17 protein-coding genes are annotated in these 17,858 nt (G+C 72.5%); 9 read left to right on the forward strand and 8 right to left on the reverse strand.

Annotation, left to right across the window (positions count from 1 at the left end; genetic code table 11):
- Window positions 1-52 precede the first annotated feature (52 nt).
- Window positions 53-1,408, reverse strand: coding sequence for a dipeptidase (locus tag K3769_RS01595; RefSeq protein WP_267024594.1), 1,356 nt, complete (start codon window positions 1,406-1,408; stop codon window positions 53-55).
- A gap of 174 nt (window positions 1,409-1,582) precedes the next feature.
- On the opposite strand from K3769_RS01595, the gene K3769_RS01600 reads away from it, so the two are divergent.
- The 3 genes from K3769_RS01600 to K3769_RS01610 all read left to right on the forward strand — a co-directional run bounded on the left by K3769_RS01600 (window position 1,583) and on the right by K3769_RS01610 (window position 4,919).
- Window positions 1,583-2,797, forward strand: coding sequence for a geranylgeranyl reductase family protein (locus K3769_RS01600; protein ID WP_267024807.1), 1,215 nt, complete (start codon window positions 1,583-1,585; stop codon window positions 2,795-2,797).
- Between the two features lie 176 nt (window positions 2,798-2,973).
- Entirely contained in the window at window positions 2,974-4,257 is a 1,284-nt protein-coding gene (locus tag K3769_RS01605; RefSeq protein WP_267024808.1) for a sensor histidine kinase, read from the forward strand.
- Window positions 4,254-4,919: a response regulator gene (locus K3769_RS01610; protein ID WP_267024595.1), complete on the forward strand. Its 666-nt coding sequence runs from the start codon at window positions 4,254-4,256 to the stop codon at window positions 4,917-4,919. The genes K3769_RS01605 and K3769_RS01610 overlap by 4 nt, the downstream gene beginning before the upstream one ends.
- On the opposite strand, the gene K3769_RS01615 is transcribed toward K3769_RS01610, so the two are convergent.
- Window positions 4,880-5,164, reverse strand: a complete 285-nt coding sequence (locus K3769_RS01615; protein ID WP_267024596.1) for a DUF6332 family protein — start codon at window positions 5,162-5,164, stop codon at window positions 4,880-4,882. The genes K3769_RS01610 and K3769_RS01615 overlap by 40 nt on opposite strands.
- 64 nt (window positions 5,165-5,228) lie before the next feature.
- Here K3769_RS01615 and K3769_RS01620 point away from each other — a divergent pair, with 64 nt between their 5' ends.
- A complete protein-coding gene (locus K3769_RS01620; protein WP_267024597.1) occupies window positions 5,229-5,666 on the forward strand; it encodes a MarR family winged helix-turn-helix transcriptional regulator in 438 nt (145 codons plus the stop codon).
- Window positions 5,667-5,710: 44 nt separating this feature from the next.
- On the opposite strand, the gene K3769_RS01625 is transcribed toward K3769_RS01620, so the two are convergent.
- The 5 genes from K3769_RS01625 to K3769_RS01645 form a co-directional block, all read right to left on the reverse strand.
- On the reverse strand, window positions 5,711-6,637 hold the full coding sequence (locus K3769_RS01625; protein ID WP_267024598.1) for an NAD(P)-dependent oxidoreductase: 927 nt from the start codon (window positions 6,635-6,637) through the stop codon (window positions 5,711-5,713).
- A 200-nt stretch (window positions 6,638-6,837) separates the two neighbouring features.
- Window positions 6,838-7,680 carry a PRC and DUF2382 domain-containing protein gene (locus tag K3769_RS01630; RefSeq protein WP_267024599.1) on the reverse strand — a complete coding sequence of 281 codons (843 nt, stop codon included), beginning with the start codon at window positions 7,678-7,680 and terminating at the stop codon, window positions 6,838-6,840.
- 98 nt (window positions 7,681-7,778) lie between these two features.
- Window positions 7,779-9,287, reverse strand: coding sequence for a tripartite tricarboxylate transporter permease (locus tag K3769_RS01635; RefSeq protein WP_267024600.1), 1,509 nt, complete (start codon window positions 9,285-9,287; stop codon window positions 7,779-7,781).
- 1 nt (window position 9,288) lies between these two features.
- Window positions 9,289-9,855, reverse strand: a complete 567-nt coding sequence (locus K3769_RS01640; protein ID WP_372514843.1) for a tripartite tricarboxylate transporter TctB family protein — start codon at window positions 9,853-9,855, stop codon at window positions 9,289-9,291.
- Window positions 9,852-10,835: a Bug family tripartite tricarboxylate transporter substrate binding protein gene (locus tag K3769_RS01645; protein WP_267024810.1), complete on the reverse strand. Its 984-nt coding sequence runs from the start codon at window positions 10,833-10,835 to the stop codon at window positions 9,852-9,854. The genes K3769_RS01640 and K3769_RS01645 overlap by 4 nt, the downstream gene beginning before the upstream one ends.
- A 291-nt stretch (window positions 10,836-11,126) precedes the next feature.
- On the opposite strand from K3769_RS01645, the gene K3769_RS01650 reads away from it, so the two are divergent.
- The 3 genes from K3769_RS01650 to K3769_RS01660 all read left to right on the forward strand — a co-directional run bounded on the left by K3769_RS01650 (window position 11,127) and on the right by K3769_RS01660 (window position 14,622).
- On the forward strand, window positions 11,127-12,899 hold the full coding sequence (locus K3769_RS01650) for a sensor histidine kinase (RefSeq protein WP_267024811.1): 1,773 nt from the start codon (window positions 11,127-11,129) through the stop codon (window positions 12,897-12,899).
- Window positions 12,896-13,687, forward strand: a complete 792-nt coding sequence (locus tag K3769_RS01655; RefSeq protein WP_267024601.1) for a response regulator — start codon at window positions 12,896-12,898, stop codon at window positions 13,685-13,687. The genes K3769_RS01650 and K3769_RS01655 overlap by 4 nt, the downstream gene beginning before the upstream one ends.
- A 146-nt stretch (window positions 13,688-13,833) precedes the next feature.
- Window positions 13,834-14,622 (forward strand): AraC family transcriptional regulator, encoded by a 789-nt coding sequence (locus K3769_RS01660; protein ID WP_267024602.1) that lies wholly within the window; start codon window positions 13,834-13,836, stop codon window positions 14,620-14,622.
- Here the strand turns inward: K3769_RS01660 and K3769_RS01665 are convergent.
- The gene (locus tag K3769_RS01665) at window positions 14,603-15,769 is read right to left on the reverse strand and encodes a methyltransferase (RefSeq protein ID WP_372514844.1); all 1,167 of its coding nucleotides are present in this window, start codon (window positions 15,767-15,769) and stop codon (window positions 14,603-14,605) included. The two genes, K3769_RS01660 and K3769_RS01665, sit on opposite strands and share 20 nt — an antisense overlap.
- 107 nt (window positions 15,770-15,876) lie before the next feature.
- On the opposite strand from K3769_RS01665, the gene K3769_RS01670 reads away from it, so the two are divergent.
- Together K3769_RS01670 and K3769_RS01675 are read left to right on the forward strand one after the other, a co-directional pair.
- The gene (locus tag K3769_RS01670; RefSeq protein ID WP_267024603.1) at window positions 15,877-16,560 is read left to right on the forward strand and encodes an alpha-ketoglutarate-dependent dioxygenase AlkB; all 684 of its coding nucleotides are present in this window, start codon (window positions 15,877-15,879) and stop codon (window positions 16,558-16,560) included.
- Between the two features lie 50 nt (window positions 16,561-16,610).
- On the forward strand, window positions 16,611-17,852 hold the full coding sequence (locus K3769_RS01675) for an ROK family protein (RefSeq protein ID WP_267024604.1): 1,242 nt from the start codon (window positions 16,611-16,613) through the stop codon (window positions 17,850-17,852).
- The last annotated feature ends 6 nt before the right edge of the window (window positions 17,853-17,858 follow it).

Below are 17,858 nucleotides of genomic sequence, written 5' to 3' on the forward strand. Positions count from 1 at the left end.
CGCAGCCCCCAGAAACCCGGGGGCACGCCCGATCCCGCAGGCGTACCCCTGTTCACGACGCCGCGTAGTTCCGGAGGAACAGCGCCTCCGCGACGGCGAGCCGCTCCAGCTCGTCGGGCGACACGCTCTCGTTCACGGCGTGGATCTGCGCCTCCGGCTCGCTGAGCCCGATGAGCAGGATCTCCGCCCGCGGGTACAGCGACGCGAGCGTGTTGCACAGCGGGATGGAACCGCCCTGCCCCGCGTACTGCATCTCCGCCCCGTCGTAGGCGACACCCATCGCCTCGGCCATCGCCGCGTACGCGGGGCTCGTGGTGTCGGCGCGGAACGGCTGCCCCTGCCCGATCTGCTCGGTGCTCACCCGCGCTCCCCACGGCGTGTGCGCCTCCAGATGGGCCTGGAGCAGCTTGGTGGCCTCGGCGGCGTCCACGCCCGCCGGCACGCGCAGGCTGACCAGCGCGCGGGCGCCGGCCTGCACGGACGGGGTGGCGCCGACGACCGGCGGGGCGTCGATGCCGAGTACGGTCACGGCGGGCCGCGCCCAGATGCGGTCGGCGACCGTCCCGGAGCCGATCAGTTCCACCCCGTCGAGCACCTTGGCGTCCTTGCGGAACTGCGCCTCGTCGTACTGCAGGCCCTCCCACGACGACGTGCCCGCGAGCCCGTCGACCGTCGTCGAGCCGTCCTCGGCGCGCAGCGAGTCGAGTGCGCGGATCAGCGCGCTCAGCGCGTCGGGCGCCGCGCCGCCGAACTGGCCGGAGTGCAGATTGCCTTCGAGGGTGTCGACCTGGACGCGGACGAGCGTCATACCGCGCAGCGCGGTGGTGACCGTCGGCACCCCGACCCGGAAGTTCCCGGAGTCGCCGATGACGATCGCGTCGGCCGTCAGCAGCTCGGGGTGTTCCTCCGCGTACCGCTCAAGACCACCCGTGCCCTGCTCCTCCGAGCCCTCGGCGATGACCTTGACGCCGACCGGGACGCCGCCGTTCGCCTTGAGCGCGCGCAGCGCCAGCAGGTGCATGATCAGGCCGCCCTTGCAGTCGGCGGCCCCGCGCCCGTACCAGCGGCCGTCCCGCTCGGTCAGCTCGAAGGGCGGCGTCCGCCAGCCGGCCTCGTCGAGGGGCGGCTGCACGTCGTAGTGCGCGTACAGCAGAACGGTCTTGGAGCCCTCGGGGCCCGGCAGGAAGCCGTACACCGACTGTGTGCCGTCAGGGGTGTCGAGCAGGGCGACGTCCTGGAAACCCTCGGCGCGCAGCGCGTCGGCCACCCAGTTCGCGGCGCCCTCGCTCTCGCTGCGCGGGAACTGGTCGAAGTCCGCCACCGATTTGAAGGCCACCAGCTCGGTCAGCTCCGTCTTCGCCCTGGGCATCAGGGAGACGACGGTCTCGGCGACCGGATTCGACGACATGGGCACGCTCCGTGTGGGTGCGACGTTGTACGGGTGGGTACGGCTGCGAGTGCGCGCGAACGGGTGTGCGCGCTGCATACGCTGCCGATCCTCCCACAGCGGTCTTCGCCGGACGCCGCCGTAGGATGCGTGGAGCAGGTGCGGCAGGCGGCGGGATCGGAGCAGCAGACCATCGTGAGCAGCGAGAACTCTTCGGACGACGGACAGGACGACGGGCAGCAGGTGTGGGACGTCGTCGTGGTCGGGGCGGGACCGGCGGGCGCCTCGGCCGCCTATGCGGCGGCGGTCGCGGGGCGCCGCGTCCTGTTGCTGGAGAAAGCGGAGTTGCCCCGCTACAAGACATGCGGCGGCGGCATCATCGGACCCACCCGGGACGCGCTGCCGCCCGGTTTCGAGCTGCCGTTCCGGGACCGGGTCCACGCGGTGACGTTCTCGCTCGAGGGCAGGTTCGCCCGGACGCGCCGCTCCAAGCAGATGCTCTTCGGGCTCATCAACAGGCCGGAGTTCGATCAGCAGCTGGTCGAGCACGCGCAGAAGGCGGGCGCCGAACTGCGGACGGGGGCCACGGTCACGCGGGTGGAACAGCACGGCTCGGCGGTCCCCGACCGCCGCTCGGTCGCCGTCGTCCTCCAGGACGGCGAGACGCTGCTGGCGCGGGCGGTGGTCGGCGCGGACGGCAGCGCCAGCCGCATAGGAGCCCATGTCGGGGTCAAGCTCGACCAGGTCGACCTCGGCCTGGAGGCGGAGATCCCGGTGCCGGAGACCGTCGCGGAGGACTGGAAGGGCCGGGTCCTCATCGACTGGGGCCCGCTGCCGGGCAGTTACGGCTGGGTGTTCCCCAAGGGCGACACGCTCACCGTCGGGGTGATCTCGGCGCGCGGCGAAGGCGCCGCGACCAAGCGGTATCTGGAGGACTTCATCGCCCGGCTCGGCCTGGCGGGCTTCGAGCCCAGCATCTCGTCCGGGCACCTGACCCGCTGCCGCGCCGACGACTCGCCGCTGTCGCGGGGCCGGGTGCTGGTGTGCGGGGACGCGGCCGGGCTGCTGGAGCCGTGGACCCGCGAGGGCATCTCCTTCGCGCTGCGCTCCGGGCGGCTCGCTGGGGAGTGGGCGGTGCGGATCGCCGAGGCCCACGACGCCGTGGACACGCGACGGCAGGCGCTGAACTACGCCTTCGCGATCAAGGCGGGCCTCGGTGTGGAGATGAGCGTCGGCAGGCGCATGCTCACGATCTTCGAGCGCAGGCCCGGAGTGTTCCATGCCGCGCTCACCGGGTTCCGGCCCGCGTGGAAGGCGTTCGCGGGGATCACCCGGGGCGCCACCTCGCTGGGCGACATGGTCCGCTCGCACCCGGTGGCGGAGCGCGCCCTGAGCAGGATCGACCGCTGACGGCTCACAGCTGACGGCTCACGCTTCACGGCTCACGGCTCACGGCTGACGGCTCTCCGCGAACCGCGGTCACCGGCTGCCGGCTGTCGGCGGTGGCGGGCCGCGTGCGTACTCCGTGGGGAGTACGGGTGATCGCCACGCTCGGCGGACGCCCCCGGTGGGCCCTGACGTCTAGCGTGGCGGGCATGGAAGAGCGGCGCACACGCCGGTGCGGCGGACCTCCCTGGGCCAGGGGCGGTCCGCCGGGGAGCCGGTGGCACGGGCCCCCGTGGTGGAACCACCGCGGGGAGGAGGAAGAGGGCGGCGGCAACCCCCGGTGGCCGTGGCGTTCGACGCTGCTCCTCACCGTGTTCGTCATGGCTGGCAGCTCGTTCGCCGCCGAGGCGCAGCCCGCGCGCGAGCAACTCGACGCCCTCGCGCGGGCCCTGCTCCTCACCGGGTCCGTCCTGCTTCTGTGGCGGCGGCGGTACCCGGCGGCGGTGCTGTGCGGCACCGCGGCCTCGGCCCTTGTCTACTTCAGCGCGGGATATCCGTACGGACCGGTCTTCCTCACGGTCGCGCTCGCCTGCTTCAGCGCGGTCCTCGCCGGGCACCGACGGCTGGCCTGGGCCGTCCTCGGCACGCTGTGGACGGTGCGTCTCCTGGTGGGGCACTGGCTCTACCGATGGCTGCCGCCGAAGGGCGACCCGGCCTCCTCCTGGGGTGAGGAGCTCGTCGTCGCGGCCTGGATCGTGGCGATCCTCGCGCTCTGCGAACTGGCCCGGGTCCGCCGCGAGCAGTGGGACCGCGACCGGGCGGAACGCCGCCACGCGGTCAGCAGGCGCGCCGACGAGGAACGGCTGCGCATCGCCCGTGAGCTGCACGACGTCCTGGCGCACAGCATCTCGGTCATCAACGTCCAGGCCGGGGTCGGCCTCGCGCTGCTCGACTCCGACCCGCAGCAGGCACGTACCGCGCTCACCACCATCAAGGCCGCCAGCAAGGAGGCGCTGGGGGAGGTGCGCCAGGTGCTCGACACGCTCCGCACGCCCGGGGACGCGCCTCGTGCTCCGGCGCCCGGCCTCGACCGGCTACCCGAACTGGTGGAACAGGCGGCGGGCGCCGGTCTGACCGTCGCCGTCGAGAACCGGGACGGGCACGGGAAGCTCTCGCCGGGCGCCGATCTCGCGGCCTTCCGCATCGTCCAGGAGGCGTTGACCAACGTCGTACGGCATTCCGGGTCGCGGCACGCGCGCGTGCGGGTCGACCGGGCGGGCGGCGCCCTGCGGCTCCGTATCGACGACGACGGCCCGGCGACCGGCGTGGAAGCGGGCGGCAGCGGCAACGGACTGGCCGGAATGCGGGAGCGCGCGGCGGCCCTGGGTGGCACCATCGAGGCCGGACCCCGGGAGGGCGGCGGGTTCCGCGTGTTCGCCGTGCTGCCCTTGAAGAAGTCCCGCATCCCCGAGGAGGACCGGTGATCCGCGTACTGCTCGCCGACGACCAGTCGTTGGTCCGCGCGGGATTCAGGGCGCTCCTGGACGCTCAGCCGGACATCGAGGTGGCCGGTGAGGCCGCGGACGGGGCCGAGGCCCTGCGGGGAGTACGCCAACTGCGGCCCGACGTCGTCCTGATGGACATCCGTATGCCGGTGCTCGACGGCCTCGCCGCGACGCGTCACATCACCGACTCCGCGGACCTGGCGGACGTCAAGGTCGTCATGCTCACAACCTTCGAACTCGACGAGTACGTCTTCGAGGCGATCCGTTCCGGGGCGTCCGGCTTCCTGGTCAAGGACACCGAACCGGAGGAGCTCCTACGGGCCGTCAGGGCGGTCGTCGAGGGTGACGCGCTCCTCTCGCCGGGGGTGACACGGCGGCTCATCGCCGAGTTCGCGGCCCGCTCGAAGGAGCCGGCCGAGGGCGACGCGCTCGCCGGACTCACCGAGCGGGAACGAGAGGTGATGGCGCTGGTCGGCATCGGCTTGTCGAACGACGAGATCGCGCGGCGCCTCGTGGTGAGCCCCTTGACGGCCAAGACCCACGTCAGCCGCACCATGGTCAAGCTGGGCGCTCGCGACCGCGCCCAACTGGTCGTGCTGGCCTACGAGTCGGGCCTGGTACGGCCGGGCTGGCTGGGCTGACCCCCCGCCCGGAAACGGACCAGCACCGAGATCACCCGTAGGAGGAAAAGGGCCGCGGCGAGCGCCGTCCCGGTGACGCGGAGGACCTTTTCGAGCGTCGTCGGCAGGTCGAAGAGGAGCGCGGGACCGGCCAGGACCCCGAACAGCACGGCCGCCGCGAACGCGGCGCTGGCCAGGGCGTAGCCGATCTCCACCGTGATCGCGTCCCGCTCGGACTGGGTCCGTCGCCCCCTGATGTGTTCCATACGGGGAGTGTCACAGCCGGGCGCCCGGCGGGGCAAGGAAGTTCGCCGTTGCTACAGTGCGGCCATGGCGGCTGGGGAGCAGGCCGAGCAGGGGCTCGTGGAGCGGTGGCGCGACATCCTCGCCGTGCACGCGCGCACGTCGTGCGAACTCGACCGCGCGCTGCATCCACACGGCCTCGGCGCCAGCGACTTCGAGGTCCTCGACGTGCTGGCCGCGGACGCCCCCGTCGGCGGCGGGACCGCCTACCGCGTCCAGGAGATCGCCGAACGGGTCCATCTGAGCCAGAGCGCACTGTCCCGCCTGATCGGCCGTCTGGAGAAGGACGGTCTCGTGAAGCGCTGCATGTGTCCCGAGGACCGGCGGGGCGTGCGTGTGTCCCTCACGGAGAAGGGTCGCGCCCTGCACGGTGAGGTACTGCCGCTGCAACGCGCGGTGCTGGCGCGGATGTTGGCAGGCGGGCCACGGGACCGACCGCCGCCCGCCCCTCCGGTGCCGGGCTGAGGCGGACCGCCTGTGAGCGGCTGTCGGCCGCCGCAAGCGGTGCCCTAACGGGCGGTCGGCCCCGCGGAGTTCTCGTCGGAGCCGTCCTCGGAGCCCTCGTCGAAGCTCGCGAAGTAGGCGGCGGCCATGTCCTCGTCGGCGTGCCCCTGCGCGGCGGCCCGGGCGAAGCGTTCGGCGCTCGCCGCCGCGACGTCCAGACGGACCCCGTGCTGCTCGCCGGCCTCCACGATGAGACGGGCGTCCTTGGCCGCGGTCGACACGGCGAAGGCGGCGGGCGACAACCGGTCCTCCAGGATGAGGGCGCTCTTGGCGTGCAGATATCCCATGTCGAGCGGGCCGCCGGCGATGGCGTCGAAGAAGCTCTGCGGATCCACGCCCAGCGCCTTGGCCAGGGCGAGGGTCTCGCCGGTAGCGCTGGTGGCGGCGATGACCCAACTGTTGGCGACGAGCTTGAGACGGGTGGCGCTGCCCGCCGCCCCGTCCTCGCCGGTCCACACGGTGCGGGCGCCGACCGCGTCGAAGACCGGCGTCACGGTGTCCCGGCCCTCGCTCGGACCGGCGGCCAGGACGAGCAACTGCCCGGCCTCGGCGGGCTGCCGGGTGCCGAGCACGGGCGCGTCGTAGAAGACGAGGCCCGTCTCCCGGGCGAACCCGGCCAACTCGGCCACCCCGTCGATGCCCGCGGTCGTGGACTGCACCCATGCGGTGCCCGAGCGCAGGACGGGCGAGGCCTGACGCATCACGTCCAGCGCGGAGGGTCCGTCGTACAGCATGGTCAGCACGACGTCGGCGCCCTCCACGGCCTCGGCGGGCGTCCCGGCGACGTGCGCGCCGTCGGCGGCGAGCGGTTCGGCCTTGTCCCGGCTGCGGTTCCAGGCCCGGACGGTGTGTCCGGCACGCGCGAGGTTACGGGCCATCGCGGCGCCCATGATTCCGGTACCCAGGACACTGACGGTGAGCTTGTCGGTCATGACTTCAACTTCCCTGTGCGTTCGCGGGCGGTGGACACCCACTCTGCCAGCGACGACAGGTCTCCCGGCGCGGGGCCCGCCACCGGCGCAGCGGCGGGCCGGACCCGTGCAGGGCCCGAACCCGCCGCCTGGACCGGAACCGCCGACCCACGGCCGGACAGCTGCCGTGAGGGTGAGGGCACTCGGCGCGGCGCCGCGCCCTAACGGCGCGGGCGGCCCTCCTCGTCGTCCTCGACGTCGGCGGCGATCCGCTCCTTGCGGACCTGACCCGTGACGGTCTCCTCCTCGGTGACCTCCTCGGTGCTCAGCCGCACCCGCTCGACCGGAACCGTCTCGGTCTCCACGACCGGGCGTTCGGCGTGCAGCGTGACCTCGTGCTCGGCCTCGGAGATCTCCGCGCCCGACAGGGCGTCGCCGACGTTCGCGTCCGTGATCGGCTCGCGCACGACGCGTACCTCCTCGTGCCGCAGGGGCACCGTCTGCTGGACCTCCTCCGTCACCACGTACTTGCGCAGTCGGGCCCGCCCCGTCTCGTACCGTTCGGCGCCGACGTGCATGTGCTCCTCGGACCGGGTCATCGCCTCGTCCTCGGGCGTGGTCATGCCCGTGCCCGTACCCATACCCGTGTCCGTGCCCATGGCGCCGGCGGCCCCGGCCGTACCGGCGGTGCCGGAGTGGGCCCAGCCCTCTCCGCCCGGCTGGTTCGCCTGCTGCCAGGCGTCGTCCCAGGCGATGCCGTAGTACTCGTACAGCCGGACCTCCTCCGACTCGGACAGGTGGCCGCCGCTGTCGACGTCCACGTTGGGCGCGTCCTTGACCATGCCCTTCGCGTAGGGCACCTCAAGGTGCTCCTCGACGATGACCGCCTCCCGGATCGGCACGAACGACTCGTTGGTGCCGAAGAAGCCGGTCTTGATGCTGACCCATTCCGGTCGGCCGGTCGCGTCGTCGAAGAAGACGTGGTTCGCGTCCCCGATCTTGCTGCCCTCGGCGTCGTACACGGGATGTTCCAGTACTGCCGGGATCTGTTCCTGGGTGATCATGCTTCAGCACCCTCCTTCTGAATCCGGTGTGCTGTCCGGGTCACCGCGACAGAAGGCGTGAAACATACTAAAAGCGACAATAGTGATAGAAGTGGCAACTACTTCGCGGCCGGTTGAGGCTTCGTGCGGGCGCGGGTCACGAGCTTGCGCAGCAGAGGCCAGAGCAGGATCAGAGCCGTCACCGCGTACACGGTCACCGAGAAGGGCGTGTTGACCAGACCGGACACGCTGCCGTCGCTGATCTGCAGGGCGCGCCTCAGCTGTTGTTCGGCGTTCGGGCCGAGGATGACGCCGATGACGGCCGGCAGCACCGGCAGACCGTACCGCCGCATGCCGAAGCCGATCAGGCCGATGATCAGCAGGATCACCAGGTCGATGACCTCGCCGCCGACCGCGTACGCGCCGACCGCCGCGAAGAACAGGATGCCCGCGTACAGATACGGGCGCGGGATGCGCAGCAGCTTCGCCCAGACCGGGGCCAGCGGAAGGTTGAGGGCGAGCAGCAGCACCATGCCGACGAAGAGGGAGGCGATCAGCCCCCACACCAGATCGGGCTCGCGCTCGAAGAGGAGCGGACCCGGCTGGATGCCGTACTGCTGGAACGCCGCCAGCATGACGGCCGCGACCGCCGTCGTCGGCAGGCCGAGCGTCAGCATGGACACCAGCGTGCCCGCCGCGGACGCCGACGCCGCGGACTCCGGCCCCGCCACCCCCTCGATCGCGCCCTTGCCCCAGTCGTCCGGGTGCTTCGACAGCCGCTTCTCCGTGGCGTACGACAGGAACGTGGGGATCTCCGCGCCGCCCGCCGGGATCGCGCCGAAGGGGAAACCGATCAGCGGACCGCGCAGCCATGACCGCCAGGTCCGCCGTACGTCGTCGCGTCCCAGCCAGGGCCGGCCCACCGGAATCGGCTTGCCGGTGCTGCGCCGCAGATGCGCCGCCACCCACAGGGCCTCGCCGATCGCGAACAGGCCGACCGCCACGATCACCACGTCGATGCCGTCGGCGAGTTGCAGCGAGCCGAAGGTCAGCCGCTGCTGCCCGGTCATCTGGTCCAGGCCGACGAGGCCGAGGGTCAGGCCGATGAGGAGGGACGCCAGTCCCCTGATCCGGGACGAGCCCAGCACCGACGTCACGGCGATGAACGCCAGCACCATGATGGCGAAGTAGTCCGGCGCGCCGATGTCCACCGCCAGGTCGGCGACCGTCGGGGCGAGCGCGACCAGCAGGACGGTACCGATCAGACCGCCCGCGAAGTGGCCGATGGCGGCGGCGGCGAGCGCCTGCGCGCCCCGCCCCGCCTTGGCCATCGGGTTGCCCTCCATGGCCGCGACCACGGCGGCGCTCTCACCGGGCGTGTTCAGCAGGATCGAGGTCGTCGAACCGCCGAACATCGCCCCGTAGTAGATCCCCGCGAACATGATGAACGCGCCGACCGGTTCGAGTCCGTACGTCACCGGCAGCAGCAGGGCGACGGCCATCGCGGGCCCGATGCCGGGCAGCACGCCGATCGCGGTGCCCAGCAGCACACCGAGGGCCGCCCACAGCAGGTTGACCGGCGTGAGGGCCGTACCGAAACCGTCCATCAGGGAGTTGAGGGCGTCCATGTCAGAGCACTCCCATCAGCGGACCACCCGGCAGCGGTACCCCGAGCAGATTGTTGAAGACGGCGTACGTGAACAGGGAGAGGACAGCCGCGACGAGAGGGTCCTTGTCGAGCCGGCGGCTGCCCAGCGCGAAGGCGGCGCCCCAGAAGAGGAGAGCGCCCGCGACGGGGAAGCCGAGCGGTTCGATCAGGACGGCCGAGCCGAGGAACACCCCGGCGAGCAGCAGCACCGTACGCCAGTCGGCCGGTTCGGACAGGTCGACGTCCTCGCCGCCCTCCGCCTCGCCGTGCCCGCCGCGCAGGACGTCGACGGCGAGCAGCGCGGCGATCACGAGCAGTCCGACGCCGACCACGATCGGGACGGTCTTCGGTCCGACGGGCCCGCGCTGGGTGATGTCGACGTCCATGGTCAGCGCGTCGGTCAGGACGAGCACGCCGAGTGCCAGCAGCAGGACGCAGACGCCGAGTTCGGAGTGCTCCCGCAGCCAGGTGCGGCGCGCGCCCGCGGGCTTCGGAGAGGCGTCGGGAGTGGGCGGCGTCCCGGGGACGCCGGTGGTCTGAGTCGTCACAGTCCCAGCTCCTTCAGCACCGACACCACGCGTTTGTCCTGGGCGTCCAGGAAGTCGCCGAACTTCGCTCCGGTCAGGAAGGCGTCGTCCCACCCGTTCGTCTTCAGGGACTTCTGCCACTCGGGGGAGTCGTGCAGCTCCCGCACGAGGCGTACGAGCTTGTCGCGTTCGGCGTCGGACAGACCCGGTGGGGCCACGATGCCGCGCCAGTTGGTGAAGTCCACGTCGTAGCCGGACTCCTTCAGGGTGGGCGCGTCCAGCTCGTCGACCCGCTCGGGTCCGGTGACCGCGAGCACCCGCAGCTCGCCCGCCTTGATCTGGTCGAGGTACTCGCCGACGCCGGACACCCCGAAGGCGACCTTGTTCCCGAGGATCGACGCGAGCAGTTCGCCACCGCCGTCGAAGGGGATGTAGTTGACGTCCTTCGGGGCGATGCCCGCGGCCTTCGCCATCAGCATCGGCGCGAGATGGTCGGGCCCGCCGGGCGACGAACCGCCGCCCACCGGCAGCTTGCCGGGCTTGTCCTTCCAGGCCGCCACGAGCTGGTCGACCGACTTGTACGGGGAGTCCTTGGAGACCACGACGACGTCCTGCTCCTCGGTGAGCCGGGCGATCGGGGTGGTGTCGGCGAGGGTCTTGGGCGCGTCGTTGGAACGCACCGCGCCCACCACGCCCAACCCCATCGACATGGCGAGCTTGCCGTTGCCGTGCTCGCTCACCAGCCGGCTCAGCCCGACGGTGCCGCCGGCGCCCGGCAGATTGAACACCTCGATGTTGTGGGTGAGTTCGGCGTCCTCGGCGTTCTTCGCCGCCGTACGGGCCGTGATGTCGTAGCCGCCGCCGGGCGTGTTCGGGACCATGAAGCGCAGGCCCGGGATCTGGGTGCCGGTCTCGGCGCCACTGCCGGCCGTGAGCAGCGGAGGTCCCACGAGCACGAGCACGGCGGCCCCGAACAGGGCGAGGGGAGGGCTCAGGCGCACGCGTTCCACCACCTGTACATGAGATGCGGGGGGAGGGGCGTCCCCGTACTGGAGCCGGGGGATACGGGGACGCCCTGGATGGGGGGAGGGTGTGGTGACGTGGGCCACATACTGCCCGCCCGCCGGGAGGCTGTCTCTCTTGCGGAATCAACGGAGGTTGTGGTCTTTGTGTCAGCTCCGCTCCCTCCCTTTTCCTGGCCGCGGGCGGGGGCCATGATGGTGCGACCCGGCAGCCGAGCCGTTCACCGCCGTGTCAGCCCGGCCGTGTCAGCACGAGAGATTGAGTCCGTCGTGGTCGCCGCCTTCCGTCGCCAGACCCTCGCGGGAGAGATGCTGGTGCTGCAGCTCGCCATCGTCGTGGTGGTGCTGGTGGCCGTCGCCGCGGTCTCCCTCAGACAGTCGGCGACGACCTTCAACCGCGTCGAGGGCCGCCGGGTCATGGCCCTCGCCGAGCAACTGGCCGCCACCCCGCTGACCCGCAGCCTGCTGCTGCGCCCGGCGCCGCAGCAGGCCCTCGCCCCGCTGGTGAACTCCACGCAGACCCAGTCCGGGGTCACCTCGGTGACGGTCGCCGACGCCGACGGCCGGATCGTCAGCTCCACCGACCCCACCGCGATCGGCGGCCGGCTCTCCCTCGGCGCGGGCGTCGCCGACGGCCGCGGCTGGTCCGGCTCGCTGACACTGCGCGGCAGCCGCGAACTCGTGGCCCAGGTACCGGTGCTCGGCGCGACGCAGGAGAACCTCGGAGAGCCGCTGGGTACGGTGATGATCGGCGAGGCGGACCCCACGGTGTGGCAGCGGCTGAGCGGGGCGTCCTCCTACCTCCTCGCCTATCTGGGCATCGCCAGCGGACTCGGCCTGATCGGCTCCTGGCTGCTCGCCCGGCACGTAAAACGGCAGACCCTCGGCCTGGAACCACGCGAGATCGCCGGTCTGGCCGAACACCGGGAGGCGATGCTGTACGGGATCGCCGAGGGCGTGATCGCCCTGGACCCGCAGCACCGGCTCACCCTGGCCAACGACATGGGGCGCCGCCTGCTCGACCTGCCCGCGGACTGCGTGGGCCGCAGCCTCGCCGACCTCGGCATCGAGGGACGGCTGCGGGACGTCCTGGCGGGGGACCGGAAGGGCGAGGGCGGCGAACGCGACGAGGTCGTCGTCCTGCACGGCCGGGTGCTGGTCATGAACCGGATGACCGTCGCCAAGGACGGCCGCCCGCTAGGGTCGGTCACCACGCTGCGGGACCGCACCGAACTGGCCGAGCTGGAACGGGAGATCGGATCCTTCCGCAGCTCCTCGGAGCTGCTGCGCGCGCAGGCCCATGAGTTCGCCAACCAGCTGCACACCATCTCGGGGCTGATCCAGATCGGTGAGCAGGACGAAGTCGTGCGCTACATCCGGGCGTTGAGCCGACGCCGCCAGTCGCTGGACGTCACCCTCAGCCGCCGCGTCCGCGACACCGCGGTCGCCGCCCTGCTGCTGGCGAAATCCTCCCTGGCCGCCGAACGCAAGGTCAGCCTGCGCATCTCGGACGCGACCGCACTCGACCGGCTCACCCCGGAGGACGCCGCCGACGTGGCGACGGTGGTCGGCAACCTGGTCGACAACGCCGTGGACGCCGCGGCGGCGGCGACGGGCTGTGACCCGCACGGCCGTGAGATGCAGGGCGATGACCCGCACGGTCATGACCCGCACGGACGTGAGGTGCCGGGCCGTGAGGCGCTCGGCAGCCGCGAGGGGCCCCTCGGGCGTGAAGCCCCCGTGGGCCACGAGGCGTGGGTCGAGGTCGAACTGCGGCAGGATGCCTCCAGCGTGGAGATCGTGGTCCGCGACTCGGGCCCCGGCGTCGCTCCCGAGCTCGCCCGGGAGGTGTTCTCGCACGGCTTCACCACCAAGGCGGCCCAGGAGGGCGAGCGCGGGATCGGCCTGGCGCTCACCCGGCTGGTGTGCGAGCGTCATGGCGGGGAGATCTCGGTGACCAACACCCCCGACGGGGCGATGTTCACCGCACGCATGACCGTCAGCCACCTCACCGACGCGGTGGCGGAAGGAGCGACACGATGAACGGGGCGCCCGGCGGGGCAGACACGACCGCGACGGCCGGACGCGCCGACGGGTCCGACTCGATCGACGTACTCGTGGTCGACGACGACTTCATGGTGGCCCGGGTCCACCGCGCCTTCGTCGACCGCGTCGAGCAGTTCCGGGTCGTGGGGGTGGCCAGCACCGGCGAACAGGCCGCCCGCGCGGTCGACGAGTTGCACCCCGACCTCGTCCTGCTCGACCTGTACCTGCCGGACGTCTTCGGGCTCGACGTGATTCCCCGGCTGCGTACCGCGGGACACGACTGCGACGTCATGGTCATCAGCGCGGCACGGGAGACCGACACCGTCCGCGGTGCCGTCCGGCACGGGGTGGTCGACTACCTGCTCAAGCCGTTCGAGTTCGCGGACCTGCGGGCCAGGCTCGAACGGTACGCGGTCCGGCGCGGCCGGGGGCTCGCCACCGTCGTGGAGGGGCAGGCCGACGTCGACCGGGTGCTGACCGGGGCGGCGGTGCCCGCCTCGGGGCCGGCCACCCTGCCCAAGGGGCTGAGCGTGGAGACGGCCGCGCTGGTCGAACGCACTCTGCGCACCGCCCAGGACACCCTGTCCGCCGCCGAGTGCGCGACCTTGGCCGGTATCTCCCGCGTCAGCGCCCGCCGTTATCTGGAGCACTTCCACTCCCGCGGCAGCGCCGAGGTGACCCTGCGCTACGGCGCGGCGGGGCGTCCCGAGCGCCGCTACCGCTTCCACGGCCAGGCACGCGCCCACGGACGACCCGGCCGACCCGGCGACGAGGCCCGTGCCTGACGGACTTCCCCGGGGGCGTCCGTGCGTCCGTGCGGAGGCGCGGGTCGCGCCGGGCGACGGCAGGGTCAAGGCGCGACAGCCCCCTACCGCCGGATGGAGACGCCGGTGACCCGGTGCTCCAGGACCACCGCTGGTAGTTTTTCACCATGCGGGAGACGAGCCTCCACCTCGGTGAGCCGCCCGTCGTGGTCAACGCGGGCGTCGGCGTGCACGGGGTCGCGAGCCGCACGGACGTCTTCCGGCTGCCCGAGCTGTGGCAGCTGCACCTGTACCAGTACGAGGCCGAGCTGACCGTCGACGGCGCACCGCACGTCATCCGGCCCGGCCGGGTCGGCCTCGTCCCGCCGGGCGCGACGGTCCGCTACCGCTACCGGGGCCGCTCGGAACACCTGTACGCGCACCTGCGCATACCCGCCGCCGGGACGCCGCGGACCGTGCCCGTGCTGCAGGACACCGGAGCCGAACTGCCTGTGCTGACCGGGCTGTTGCTCCAGGCGGTGGTCTCCGCGCCGAGTGAACCCGAGCGCACCAGGGCCGAGATCTGGACCGCTCTGTGGCGCGTCGCCCAGCTGGCTCCGGCCGCCGAACGGCCCGGCCCGCATCCGGCCGTCACCGCCGCGATGGCGTACGTCGAGGGCCACCTCGCCGCCCCGCTCACCGTGCCCGCGGTGGCCCGCGCCGCGGGCGTCTCGCACAACCACCTGACCCGGCTCTTCCGCGCCACGACCGGCACCACCGTGGTCGCGTACATCCGCCGCCGCAGGCTCGACCGCGCGCGGCACCTGCTGCGGGCCTCGACCCTGTCCATCCCGGCGGTCGCCGCGTCGGTCGGCATCCCCGACCTCCAGGCCTTCAACAAGGCCTGCCGACGCGAACTCGGCGGATCACCGCGCGCCCTGCGCGGCGGGACCGGTCCTACCGCGGGCCCTGCTTGACGGCCTTCAGCACCACGAACTTCGCGTCACTCGCGACCAGTTCACTGTTGCCGAAGAGACGCCGCAGCTTCACGTGATAGCCCAGATGGCGATTGCCGACCACCCACAGCTCCCCACCCGGCCGCAGCGCGCGGCGTGCCCCGACGAACATCCGCCACGCCGTGGCGTCGGTGGTCGCCTGGTGCGAGTGGAAGGGCGGATTGGTCAGGACGAGGTCGACACTGTCCTCCGGGACGCCGTTGAGGCCGTCGTCGACGCGGAACTCCGCCTTGCCGTGCTCGGCCGTGTCCTCGGTGTTCACCCGGTACGTCGCCTCCGCGGAGGCCACCGCCTGGTACGACTCGTCCACGAACAGCACCTCGGCCTCCGGCCGCGCCAGTGCCACCGCGGTGCCGACGACGCCGTTCCCGCAGCCCAGGTCCACGACACGCCCGGCCCCGCCCCCGTACGACAGATGCTGCAGGAAGAACCTGGTGCCGATGTCCAGACGCTCGGCGCAGAAGACGCCCGCCTCGTTGACGACCGTACGGCCGGAGACCGGGCCGATGCCGTCGGGCAGCGTGTAGCGGAGCGGCCAGGGGTTCGCCGAGGGCACGATCCCGGGGTTCGGTGTGCAGAAGATCAGCCGGGCCTTCTTCTCGGCCAGCGACGTCCGGGTCGGCCCGAGGATCCGCTCGAACAGCTTGAGCGTCGAGGTGTGGATCTCCTTGACCATGCCGGTGCCGACGACGACCGTGCCCTCGTGCACCGAGGGCGCCAGCCGCAGCAGCTGGTCCTCCAGCAGCGCGAGGCTCTTGGGGACGCGCACCAGCAGCACGTCGACGCGCTCGGGCACCGCGTCCTGCGTGGTGAGAAGGCGTACGGACGCGTCGTCGGCGCCGTTGCGGGCCAGATTGGCGCGGGTCGCCTCGCGGGTGAGGAACGAGTCGGTGATCTGCGCCGGCGCGTGCGCCCGCAGGGCGGTGGTGAGGGCACCCCAGCGGTCACCGACCACGACGACCGTGCCGTCGAGCGCCTGGCCGCTGTCCGCGAGATGCCTCAGCAGGTACTCGTCGGAGGCGTCCCACGCGCGGAGCTGGTCACGGGAGTCCTCGGGGAAGCGCGCCAGCATCAGCTCGGCCGAGGGGGTCGTCATACGGTCGGTCATCGGGTCCAGGCTATCTGAGGCGCAGCTCAGGGACGCCCGGCGGCCACCCGAGGGTACGAGGGGAGAGTGCGCGGACCCCGCGCGGACCCTGAGCGAGGATGGGAGCCATGGACGCCGAACTGTTTCCCAGGAGCCGGACGGAGATCGCGCCGGGCGCCGTGCACGTGCCGGACTGGCTGCCGGCCGGGCGCCAGAAGGAACTCCTGGAGGCCTGCCGCGACTGGGCCAGGCCGCCCGCCGGACTGCGCACGGTCCGTACCCCGGGCGGCGGCACCATGACCTCCCGGCAGGTCTGCCTGGGATGGCACTGGTATCCGTACGGGTACGCGTCAACGGTCGTTGACGGAGACGGGGCGCCGGTGAAGAAGTTCCCCGCCTGGCTGGGGGAGCTGGGGCGCCGGGCGGTGCGGGACGCCCTCGGGGAGCACGCCAATATGGAGGTGGCCGGCGGCCCGCCACCCCCGTACGACTACGACATCGCGCTGATCAATTTCTACGACACCGACGCCCGTATGGGGATGCACCGCGACAGCGACGAGAAGTCCGACGCCCCCGTGGTGTCACTGAGCCTCGGTGACACCTGTGTCTTCCGGTTCGGCACCACGGAGTCGAGAGGCCGCCCCTACACGGACGTGGAACTGCGCAGCGGCGACCTGTTCGTGTTCGGCGGGCCGGCCCGGCTCGCCCACCACGGGGTGCCGCGCGTCCACGCGGGTACGGCGCCGCCCGAGTTGGGACTCACCGGCCGGTTGAACATCACCCTGCGGGTGAGCGGCCTCCGGAGCGCGTGAGCGGCTACTGACCGGTCACCGGGCCACCGGATCATGGGAGACTCGGCCTCATGAGCGGCGATGCGGCCCCCGGAGCGGCGGGAGAAGGAAACACCAGGACACGGCTGGACCGAGGGCGGGGTGCGCTCGGACCCGCGCTGGAACTCGTGCACACGGGACGCGCGCCGACCCGGGCCGTGCTCACCGCCGAGCTGGGTGTCACCCGTGCGACGGCGGGCGCGGTCGCCGCCGAGCTGGAGGCGCTCGGCCTGATCCGCGTCGACGCCCGCCCGGGCGCCGCGGCCGGTTCGCAGGGCCGCCCCTCGCACCGTCTCGAACTCGCCGAGGACGGCCCCGTGGCACTGGCCGCCCAGGTGCACGCCGACGGCTTCCGCGCCGCACTGGTCGGCCTCGGCGGCCGGCTCGTGGCGACCGCGCCGGGCTGCGAGACCGTGGACGCCGACCCGGCGAAGGTGCTCCGCTCGGTCGTGGAGGCGGGCGCCGAACTGCTGCGGGAAACGGGCCGCCGCTGTGTCGGCGCCGGGGTGGCCGTCCCGTCGGCCGTCGCCGAACCCGAGGGCACCGCCCTCAACCCGCTGCACCTGGCCTGGCCGGCCGGGGCGCCCGTGCGGGAGATCTTCGCGGAGTGCGTCCGTGCGGCCGGGATCACCGGCCCGGCGTTCGCGGCCAACGACGTCAACCTCGCCGCGCTCGCCGAGCACCGGCACGGCGCGGGCCGCGGTGCCCGCGACCTGCTGTGCGTGGCGACCGGACACCGCGGAGTGGGCGGCGCGCTGGTGCTCGACGGGCGTCTGCACACCGGCAGTTCGGGCCTCGCGCTCGAAGTCGGCCACCTCACGGTCAGCCCGGAGGGCCGCGCCTGCCACTGCGGCAGCCGGGGCTGCCTGGACGTCGAGGCGGACCCCCTGGCGTTCCTGACGGCGGCCGGCCGCGACCCCGGCCCCGAGGTCTCACTGCTCCAGCAGGCCAACGAACTGATCCGCGACCACCGCGCCGACCCGGGTGTACGCACCGCCGTCGAGACGCTGATCGACCGGCTGGGCCAGGGCCTCGCGGGCCTGGTCAACATTCTCAACCCGGATCGCATCATCCTCGGCGGCCTGCACCGCACACTCCTCGACGCCGACCCGGAGAGGCTGCGGGCCGTCGTGGCCGACCGGAGCCTGTGGGGGCGGAGCGGTGGCGTCCCCATCCTGGCCTGCACGCTGGACCACAACAGCCTGGTGGGTGCGGCCGAGTTGGCGTGGCAGCCGGTACTGGACGACCCGATCACGGCCCTGACACACACCTGAGCCACA

This window comes from Streptomyces ortus (assembly GCF_026341275.1).
GTDB lineage: Bacteria > Actinomycetota > Actinomycetes > Streptomycetales > Streptomycetaceae > Streptomyces > Streptomyces ortus.

Excerpts from the sequence above, each read along its gene's own strand:
- K3769_RS01595 (WP_267024594.1), bottom strand. The coding sequence starts at position 1,408 with ATGTCGTCGAATCCGGTCGCCGAGACCGTCGTCTCCCTGATGCCCAGG.
- K3769_RS01615 (WP_267024596.1), bottom strand. The coding sequence starts at position 5,164 with ATGGAACACATCAGGGGGCGACGGACCCAGTCCGAGCGGGACGCGATC.
- K3769_RS01620 (WP_267024597.1), top strand. The coding sequence starts at position 5,229 with ATGGCGGCTGGGGAGCAGGCCGAGCAGGGGCTCGTGGAGCGGTGGCGC.
- K3769_RS01625 (WP_267024598.1), bottom strand. The coding sequence starts at position 6,637 with ATGACCGACAAGCTCACCGTCAGTGTCCTGGGTACCGGAATCATGGGC.
- K3769_RS01630 (WP_267024599.1), bottom strand. The coding sequence starts at position 7,680 with ATGATCACCCAGGAACAGATCCCGGCAGTACTGGAACATCCCGTGTAC.
- K3769_RS01635 (WP_267024600.1), bottom strand. The coding sequence starts at position 9,287 with ATGGACGCCCTCAACTCCCTGATGGACGGTTTCGGTACGGCCCTCACG.
- K3769_RS01655 (WP_267024601.1), top strand. The coding sequence starts at position 12,896 with ATGAACGGGGCGCCCGGCGGGGCAGACACGACCGCGACGGCCGGACGC.
- K3769_RS01660 (WP_267024602.1), top strand. The coding sequence starts at position 13,834 with ATGCGGGAGACGAGCCTCCACCTCGGTGAGCCGCCCGTCGTGGTCAAC.
- K3769_RS01665 (WP_372514844.1), bottom strand. The coding sequence starts at position 15,769 with ATGACCGACCGTATGACGACCCCCTCGGCCGAGCTGATGCTGGCGCGC.
- K3769_RS01670 (WP_267024603.1), top strand. The coding sequence starts at position 15,877 with ATGGACGCCGAACTGTTTCCCAGGAGCCGGACGGAGATCGCGCCGGGC.
- K3769_RS01675 (WP_267024604.1), top strand. The coding sequence starts at position 16,611 with ATGAGCGGCGATGCGGCCCCCGGAGCGGCGGGAGAAGGAAACACCAGG.